Annotated in this window: 7 protein-coding genes and 2 pseudogenes; 2 read left to right on the top strand and 7 right to left on the bottom strand. The window is 67.2% G+C overall.

What is annotated here, in order from left to right; all coding sequences use genetic code 11:
• Complete coding sequence (locus F784_RS0121825) at nucleotides 1-1,059, top strand: IS4 family transposase (protein WP_019588826.1); 1,059 nt, start codon at nucleotides 1-3, stop codon at nucleotides 1,057-1,059.
• Here F784_RS0121825 and F784_RS24280 read toward each other — a convergent pair.
• The 7 genes and pseudogenes from F784_RS24280 to F784_RS24275 form a co-directional block, all read right to left on the bottom strand.
• Nucleotides 1,056-1,265 (bottom strand): hypothetical protein, encoded by a 210-nt coding sequence (locus F784_RS24280; protein ID WP_019588825.1) that lies wholly within the window; start codon nucleotides 1,263-1,265, stop codon nucleotides 1,056-1,058. The genes F784_RS0121825 and F784_RS24280 overlap by 4 nt on opposite strands.
• Before the next feature lie 203 nt (nucleotides 1,266-1,468).
• Nucleotides 1,469-2,182 carry an alpha/beta fold hydrolase gene (locus tag F784_RS0121815; RefSeq protein ID WP_019588824.1) on the bottom strand — a complete coding sequence of 238 codons (714 nt, stop codon included), beginning with the start codon at nucleotides 2,180-2,182 and terminating at the stop codon, nucleotides 1,469-1,471.
• Nucleotides 2,183-2,352: 170 nt separating this feature from the next.
• Nucleotides 2,353-2,895, bottom strand: a complete 543-nt coding sequence (locus tag F784_RS0121810) for a hypothetical protein (protein ID WP_019588823.1) — start codon at nucleotides 2,893-2,895, stop codon at nucleotides 2,353-2,355.
• Nucleotides 2,896-3,078: 183 nt separating this feature from the next.
• Nucleotides 3,079-3,585 carry a GNAT family N-acetyltransferase gene (locus F784_RS0121805; protein ID WP_026332652.1) on the bottom strand — a complete coding sequence of 169 codons (507 nt, stop codon included), beginning with the start codon at nucleotides 3,583-3,585 and terminating at the stop codon, nucleotides 3,079-3,081.
• A 108-nt stretch (nucleotides 3,586-3,693) separates the two neighbouring features.
• Nucleotides 3,694-3,966 (bottom strand): DUF4242 domain-containing protein, encoded by a 273-nt coding sequence (locus tag F784_RS0121800; protein ID WP_019588821.1) that lies wholly within the window; start codon nucleotides 3,964-3,966, stop codon nucleotides 3,694-3,696.
• 121 nt (nucleotides 3,967-4,087) lie between these two features.
• Nucleotides 4,088-6,670, bottom strand: a complete 2,583-nt coding sequence (locus F784_RS0121795; protein ID WP_019588820.1) for an ATP-binding protein — start codon at nucleotides 6,668-6,670, stop codon at nucleotides 4,088-4,090.
• Nucleotides 6,671-6,759: 89 nt separating this feature from the next.
• Nucleotides 6,760-7,557: pseudogene (locus F784_RS24275) on the bottom strand (IS5 family transposase).
• A gap of 310 nt (nucleotides 7,558-7,867) precedes the next feature.
• On the opposite strand from F784_RS24275, the pseudogene F784_RS25745 reads away from it, so the two are divergent.
• A pseudogene (locus F784_RS25745) lies at nucleotides 7,868-8,078 on the top strand (IS701 family transposase); the annotation flags it as partial.

The raw sequence follows: 8,078 nt of genomic DNA, 5'->3' as shown, positions 1-8,078 counted from the left end.
ATGAAGAACACCCGGAGCCGACCCCCTCAGTCTAGCCTCTGTGCCCTGCTGGCTCAGCACTTTCCGCTCGATCCCCGTCGGCTCACCGTCCTGAGTGCCCTGATCCTCGCGGTCATTCAGGCGCGCAGCGTCGTCTTGTACCAGCTCGTCCAGCTCATCGATCTCCCAGGCTCGGACGAGACGGTGTACCAGCGCCTGAGGGGCTTCGTGCAGTTCGCCCTCCCCGACCTGCTGGTCGCCCGCTTCGTCCTGGCCCACCTGCACGACGAGCAGCACTGGCTGCTCGTCCTCGACCGGACCAACTGGAAGCTGGGCCAGCACGACATCAATATCCTCTTACTCAGCGTGCGCTGGCAGAGTTTCAGCTTCCCGCTGGTCTGGACGCTGCTGCCGCACAGCGGGAACAGCACCATGACCACCCGCATTGCCCTGGTCGAGCGCCTGCTTCCCCTGCTCCAGGGCCGGAGAGTGTTCCTGACCGCCGACCGGGAGTTCATCGGCAGCGAGTGGTTCGTGGCCCTGCGCCGCATGAACCTCTCCCCAGTCATTCGTCTGCGAGCCGACAGTGTGGTCGAAGGCTCACCCGTCTGGGTGAGGTTCAAGAAGATGCGGCCGGGCGAGTTGCGGGTCTGGTACAAGCCCGTTCAGGTCTATGGCGTGACGCTGCGCGTTCTGGCATGCCAGAACGCCTCCCGAGAGACCCTCTTCCTGGCCTACCAGGGACACGCCGGACCCGCCCTGAAACGCTACGCCCTGCGCTGGACCGCGGAGAACATGCACCAGGCCCTGAAGTCCAGGGGCTTTTTTCTGGAGAGCACTCACCTCACCAATCCCGCCCGGGTCTCCACCCTCTTGGCCGTCGTCGCGCTGGCCTTTGTGTGGTGCTGTCTGATCGGGGAGTTCGAGCAGCAGCGTGACCCGTCACGCTGCCTCAGACACGGCTATCCCCCCAAAAGCCTCTTCAGGCGTGGCCTCGATGCCCTTCGTGCCGTGCTGAGCAAGCCGAGAAGTGGCTTTGGGCGGGCGTTTCCCCTCTTCCTCGCTCCTTTTGACCCCTAGAGAGCTCGAACATACCCCGTCTTGCCCAGCACGGCGCCGAAGAAGTGCTGCAGGCTGCCCGTGAGGTGCAGGAACAGTGTGCCCGCCGAATTGGGCAGGCCTGGAGGTTCCGACCAAATACTGGCCTCATCGGGGTACAGGTCCAGCTCGCGCTCCAACGTCGAGATCTCACGCAAGTACAACTTCCGCAAGTCCTGCAGCAACATGGGTCTCCTTGGTCCAGGTGGGACAGAAGGGAAAGGAGGGCGTGTAGAGAGGGTTCTGGTGGGGCCGGTGTGCCATGAAACACCCAGCGGACCTGAGCCTACCCGGTTGGATGGGACCTGAAGCGCCTCGACCAGGCTCAGCCTGCCCACGCTGTCAGGGCGAATCAACCAGTGGTGCCGTTGGGCTTGAATTCCCCGATAGCTTACGCCTGAACGACTTCTGTGGCCTGAAGGAACGCGCGCAGCTCAGGCGCGAGGCGCTCCTGCACCTGGGGCTCGAAAGGATGAGTGACGCCCGGCAGCACGAGCAGGCGCCCCCGGGTCAGCGCCCGGTAGGCGGCGACGGTTTCCTCCAGGCTGACCATCCGGTCGTGGTCCCCGAGCGAGAGGTGAACCGGAACCTTCAGGGCCCGCAGGACGGAATCCGTCACGTCTGGGTTCTCCCCCAGCCCCGTTAGGAGGTCGGCGACGCGCCGGGTGAGCCGTTGCCAGTCCTGCGGAGCATGCGCCTGCTGGAGCGTGGCGGCGAAGGCGGGAGCTTTCTCCAGGATCCGGTCGGCATCCAGGCCCCGCACCTCGCGTGCCGCCACCTCGGGGGTCCAGGCGAGTTTCGTGGCGTGCGCGAATACACTGGCTACCCGCTCGGGGTGAACTCGTGCAAGCAGCAGGCCCACGTACCCACCCAGGCTGTAGCCGAAGAGGTGGGCCCTCGCCACCTTCCTTCGGTCGAGTTCGGCCACTACAGCCTCGGCCATTTCCTGGGGCCGCAGGACGTCCGGAATGGGCTGCCCCCCATGACCGGGCAGGTCCAGGGGCAGGACGTCGGCGAAGGGCGTCAGGGCGGCAGCCAGCGGAGCGAGTGCAGTAGCGGACTGGAGCGCGCCAGGGAGCAGCACGAGGGTGGGCTTGGGGGTCACAATCCATCGTACCCCTAGGACGATTTACGATGAGACGCACCCGCTCCTACAGGAGGATCATGTGGTCTTCATCCACGTACGTCTCTCCCACGGTTCTCTCCCGAGGACCTTGAATCCGTACCGCTCATACAGGCGCCGGGCGGCCGTTTGGGGAACAGCAACGGCCAGCATCAGTCGGAATGGGCGTGTGCTGCCCCTGGGGTGGGGCAGATCACCAGCGGGTTCCAGTTGGCGAAGAGCTCGAGCGGGTTGTGCTGCCAGGCCCACAGGTGCAGCGCGTAAAACGGCTGGGGCAGCAGCGTCGTGTTCAGCGAGAACTCCCGGCCCAGCAGCGTGGGGGCGGCCTTGTGGCCCGCGTCATGCCAGGCCTTCTGGAACACGATGTACTCCACCCCGACCAGCCGCAGCGACCCGTCCGCCCGGGGCTCGTACATCAGGGCCTCGGGGTGCAGCGGGTCGAGGCGCGGGTCCTCGATCAGGGCGGCGTGGGTGTAGTGGACGCCCTGTGCGCCCTGGGGGCCGCTCATGCAGTCCATGAACTTGCCGTAGCCCGCTGCCAGCGCGGCGTTCATGTTCTCGAAGGGTGCCACCGCGTTCCGGACCTGCAGGAGTTGTCCCAGGGTGGGCTGCGGGGCGTAGGGCGTCGTGGCCGCGGCAGGTGTAATCAGCACTCCAAGCGTCAGCGCCACTGTGTTCACAAGGTTCCTCTTCATCGGTTCCTCCAGGAAAGAAGCGTGGGCGGAGGTGCGAGGAGGTGGCCCGGGCCTTCGGGGGGCTTCGGTGGTGAGGCAGGCACAAGGACCCCCTCGGACAACGCGGGCGAGTTCACCCTCTGCGCGTCCGGCTCGTCGGTGCGGACCGTCGGGAGGCTGGCCGGGCTCCCGCCTCGGGGAGCCCTACAACCTGAGCTCCATAAAGACCAGCCAGTTCCTGAGAGCCTCGGGCAGCCCGGTTTCCGGCTCGGCCGCCGTGAACCCCACGCGGCGGTACAGGGCCTGGGCCTCCAGTTGCCGGATGCTGGTGTCCAGGCGCATCGAGCGGTAACCGATATGGCGGGCCTCCCACAGCAACGTCTCGGCGAGCGCCCGGCCGATTCCCTTTCCCCGCAGGTGTGGGGCGACGAACATCCGCTTCATCTCGCATGTCTGGCTGTCCAACTCCCGCAACGCCACGCATCCGGCAGGCTCACTGTCATGAAGGGCGAGGAGCAGGTGGCCCCGGGGTGGAGCGTACTTGCCGGGCAGCGAGGCGAGTTCCGCCTTGAAGGCCGCTGCATCGAAATACTGGTCGACCAGGTGGAGGTCCTCGTGGTGCCGCTGCCGGTGCCAGGCGAGAAAAGCCCGCATCAGGCCGCGCACCTGACCCAATTGCGCCTCGGTGTTGGGAACGAACACTTGCGTCACCCTGACCTCCGCTGTCGCGCGGTCTCTTCCTCGAACAGGCGTTCCGGGGAAGAAGTGGAGCCGAACGTCTCCACCTCTGGCCGGAAGAGATTCGGCGACCGTTACCGCTCAGTGGTAGAAGTACGGGTCGAGCACGCTCACCCGGCTGATCCGGTCCACGGGCAGGCCGGTGCGCTGGGCCGCCTGGCGGATGGCCTCGGGGTTGGGGCCGTCGTAGATGCAAAAGGTCTTCCGGTGGTCCTCGCTCACGTAGGAGTGCACCCAGGTCACCCCCACGTCCGCGTTCTTATCCACCACACTCAGGCAGGCGGCGGCCCCCTCGACGTTGACGGGAATCTCAAGACCAGCAGCGAAAGTCCGTTCGACCATGTAACGCGGCATATTGATCCTCCTTGGGCGTTCGTGCATCCAGATCGCGGCTTCGGCCTGGATGACCTGATGATGCGGCGCGGCCCCTCCTCCGCACATCGGGAGGGCTTCCCTACCCTGGGCGGGTGATTCCCTAGGTTGGCAGGATGCCCTGCCTCCGCGCCTCCAGAACGGCCTCGGCGCGGCTTTTTCGGTCCAGTTTTGCCAGGATCGCCGAGACGTGGTGGCCCACGGTCTTCTCGGAGAGGTTGAGCTGGCGGGCGATCTGCTTGTCACGCTGACCCCCGGCCAGCAGGTTGAGGACCTCCACCTCCCGGGAGGTCAGCCCGGCCGGATGGGTCCGGGTGGCTGGACGCGGCCCCCGCGGGATGCCTGTCGCCCCCCGCTCGCGCAACCGCCGCGTCACGCGCTGGGCCAGCGGGCGTGCGCCCAGCCGCTCGACTTCGACCAGCGCCTCCTTGAGGGCGGGTTCATCGTCACTCTCGGTGAGGGCCCGGGCAGCCTCATAGGGAGCGTTCAGGGCCCGCCAGGCCCGGGCCGCCTCGAGCGGCCGTCCAGCCATCTGCAACGCGAAGGGTTGGGCAATGCCGGTCGGGAGTGAGGGCAGCGCTCCGGCTCTCCAGCGCCAGTAGGCCAGTTCCCCCAGGAGCCAGGGCTGACCTTTGCTCAGGGCCAGGTCATAGACGGAGGCGGCCTCCCCGGCGGCGCGCTCCGGATCACCCGCCAGCCAGAACGCCTCGGCGCGGGCGGTGCGGACAATTCCCAGCCGCTGGAACTCCCCGGTAGGCTCGGCGAGGCTCAGGGCCTCGTCCAGCAGGGACCAGACCTCGGGGTCCCCCCGGCGGGCCCGAATTCGCCCAAGGGCCACCAGCGCCTGAATGCGGCTGACGGGCGAGACCCGGGGGTTATGGGTGAGGGCCTGCGCGAGTTCGCCCGCCTCGTTCCAGCGGGCCTGGTACACCAGCCAGAGGGCCTGCCACCCCTGCATGTACAGCCGCCAGGCGTCCAGGTCGTGATCGGTCGCGTAGGCGATGCCGTCTTCCAGATACCCCCGGGCGCGGTCAACCTGCCAGTGCTTCACGGCCAGTGAGGCGAGGTTCGTCCAGGCCCTCGCCGCGTGTTCCTCCAGATTCGAGGCCAGGGCGAGGCGTAGGCTCTCCTCCAGCCCCGCCCAGTCCTCGGAAGGGGTGGCCTCCAGCCTCGCCGTGTGCACGTTGTTCAGGGCGTGGCTCAACGTGGCGGTGTCGCCGAGTTGCCGGGCCAGCGCCGCGGCCCGCTCCCCCCAGAACACGGCCCCCGGCACGTCGGCGGCGAGCATCCGCAACTGCGAGAGGTTGCTGTAGGCCATCGCCAGTTGGGTTCCCGGCGGGTGGGGTTCCAGCACCGCGAGCGCGTCACGGGCGTAGCGCTCGGCCTCCGCGTTGCGGCCCAGGAACCAGTGGAGGCGCGACAGCCAGCGCAGGTTCTCGCCCTCCTTCTGGGCCTCGCCCAGGGCCCGCCACAGCTCCAGCGCCTGCTCACGCGCCTTGGCGGCCTCCCCGAGCTGATCGGTGAGGTAGCACTCGTACGCATACGCTTCGAGGAGCGGCGCCCGCCTGTCAGGATCGAACGTTCCGGCGAACCGCAGCGCCCGGGCATATTGGCCCGCCGCCTCACGGTGCGCCTTGAGCTGGGCCGCACGCCGGGCCGCCTGGGGGGCGTAGTCGAGCACCGCCGCCCCGTCCCCTGCCTCCTCAGCGTGGTGGGCGAGCCGGGCGGGGTCGGGTGCGGGTTCCCTGCGCAGCGCGTCCAGCACTAGGGCGTGCAGGACCCGCCGCCGGTGGGGCGGAATGACGCCCAGCACGGCCTGCCGTCCCAGCTCGTGGCGGAAGGCAAACCCCTCGGGCTGCGCGAGCAGGACCCCGCTCTCCAGACAGCCCTCGACGGCGCCCAGCTCTGCCCCCACCACGTCCGAGAGCAGCCTGGCCTCCACCCGGGCCCCGATCACCGACGCGGCCTCGAGCACGGCCCGGCTCGCGGGGGAAAGGCGGGCCGCCCGCGCCAGCACCGCGTCGCGCACGGTCGCGGGCATCGCCTCGCCGCCCGCCGCCAGGATCTCGGTGATGAAGAAGGGATTGCCGCCGGTTTGCCGGTGCAGGAGGGCGGCGTCCAGTCCGCTGCCCTGGGCGAGTTGTGCAGCGGCGCCCATCGACAGGGGCGGGAGCGCCAGGCGGCGGACGGCCGCCGAGGTGGCGAGGTCGCCCAGCAGGGTCCGCAGGGGATGGGTGGTGCCGACCTCGTCGTCACGGTAGGTGGCGATCAGCAGTCCCCGGCCTGAGCCCATCCTGCGGCCCAGGAACCGCAGCAGGTCGAGGGTGGCCTCGTCGGCCCAGTGAACGTCCTCGAACACCACCAGGGTGGGGGGAGCGTCCGCGCCGAGCTTCGCCAGTAACATGCGGAATGCCCCATCGCGGGAGCTGTCGCCCAGCGCCTCCAGGCCACCTAGGGCTCCCGCCACGTCCAGCAGCGGCCCCAGCGGGCGTGGCGTGGAAAGCGGGTCGCACGCGCCGATGGCGACCCGAACTCTTTCGCCCAGGTCGCGGCAGAAGGTCCCGACCAGCGTGGTCTTCCCCACCCCGGCCTCCCCTCCCACGAACACCAGGCGACCCTGCCCCGCGGCGGCCTCACCCAGCAGGCGGGTCAGTTCTGCGAGGAAAGGGGCGCGCTCAAGCACCATGTCCCATTGTAGGAACCGGGCGTGTGAACGTGGTACCGCAACTCAGCGACGTGCAGCGGAAGGCCGAAGGCTAGAGGCTGCCAAGGACCCTATGCAAAAAGGGGCTTGAGGTTGTTGCCGAGCAGAACGCAGGCCGCCAGGAAATGGAACCCGACCAGCGTGGACGGCAAGCGTTCGAGGTCTCGCCCCAGTCGCCTGAAGCGTGACAACCACGCAAAGGAGCGTTCTACCACCCAGCGTCGTGGCAGCAGAATGAAGCCCTTGGTGGCCTCCGGACGTTTCACCACGACCAGTTCCACGCCAGCTTCGGTTGCCTTCAAGGCGGTCTGCTCTCCCGTGTAGCCCTGATCGGCAAATGCGACCTCAACGTTCACGCCCGTGGCTTCCTGCACCTCCAGGCACAGGTCTTTGACCTGTGCCCTGTCCTGCTCATGGGCTGGGGTCGTCAACACGGCCAGCAGGTGACCTAGGGTGTCCACGGCCAGATGCACCTTGGTGCCCTTGCGCTTCTTGGCACCGTCAAATCCGGCGCGGTGTCCGCTCTCGGGCGTGCTTTGTAGAGTGCGACTGTCGATGATAATGGCTGTCGGCTCCCCATTTCTTGACCGCTCAACGCGGGAGAGCAGACGTAGATCATGGGCGGCATTCTCGAAGCACCCCGCCTCGAACCAGCGGTGCGCCTGTTGGCGCACCGTCTCTGCGGGAGGGAAATCGTTGGGCAGGTACGCCCACTGTGCCCCCGTGCGAGCCACTCAAAGCAGGGCGTTCAGCACATCGCGGATCGGATATTTCCGCTGTGCGGCGTCTTTGGGACTGAGCAGCAGGTACGGCAGCAGGAAGAGGTACGTCTCGTCGTCCATGTCGCTGGGGTAGCCTCGCCGCGTCACTCACTTATTCTACCCTGTTCAAACTCTCGCCCTCGAAGTTCAAACCTGTTCTGGGCAGCTTCTAGGGCGTTTGAGCCAACCCTACAGTTCTGGAAGACGGGCGACAGGGGCCGAGTCTCCGAATGAATTGACGCGGCGTTCCTTTCAGCCTGTTGTAGAGAGCGGGACCAATCCTCTTAATAAGTGGTAAAAATAACAACCAGGAAGCAGTCTTAAGACCTGGCAGCAAGTCGTGCAACAGCCGGTCTGAAGTTCAGGCCGCTTGCGTTCTTAGTACTACAGCCGCAGTTAAGGCGCAGTAGCCTGGGGAATGACGCGTTCCGGCGCAGCCTCACTTCCTCGGCGATGGTTGACGGAGCTGGGTACGCTCCACCAGCGGATTGCTCCTCGTTTTGCCCGCAGTGAACAGCGTCAACGCGCCCTGGCCTACTTACAGGCCCTCTTGAGCCCAATCGAACGTAAAAACGGCTGGCAGGTGGCTGAGCGAATTGGGGAACACACCCCAGATGGAGTGCAACGTT

It is taken from the genome of Deinococcus apachensis DSM 19763 (assembly GCF_000381345.1).
GTDB lineage: Bacteria > Deinococcota > Deinococci > Deinococcales > Deinococcaceae > Deinococcus > Deinococcus apachensis.
Note: the sequence above shows the minus strand (reverse complement) of the source record. Positions and strands in the feature narration are given on the sequence as shown.

Excerpts from the sequence above, each read along its gene's own strand:
- F784_RS0121810 (WP_019588823.1), bottom strand. The coding sequence starts at position 2,895 with ATGAAGAGGAACCTTGTGAACACAGTGGCGCTGACGCTTGGAGTGCTG.
- F784_RS0121825 (WP_019588826.1), top strand. The coding sequence starts at position 1 with ATGAAGAACACCCGGAGCCGACCCCCTCAGTCTAGCCTCTGTGCCCTG.
- F784_RS0121800 (WP_019588821.1), bottom strand. The coding sequence starts at position 3,966 with ATGCCGCGTTACATGGTCGAACGGACTTTCGCTGCTGGTCTTGAGATT.
- F784_RS0121795 (WP_019588820.1), bottom strand. The coding sequence starts at position 6,670 with ATGGTGCTTGAGCGCGCCCCTTTCCTCGCAGAACTGACCCGCCTGCTG.
- F784_RS24280 (WP_019588825.1), bottom strand. The coding sequence starts at position 1,265 with ATGTTGCTGCAGGACTTGCGGAAGTTGTACTTGCGTGAGATCTCGACG.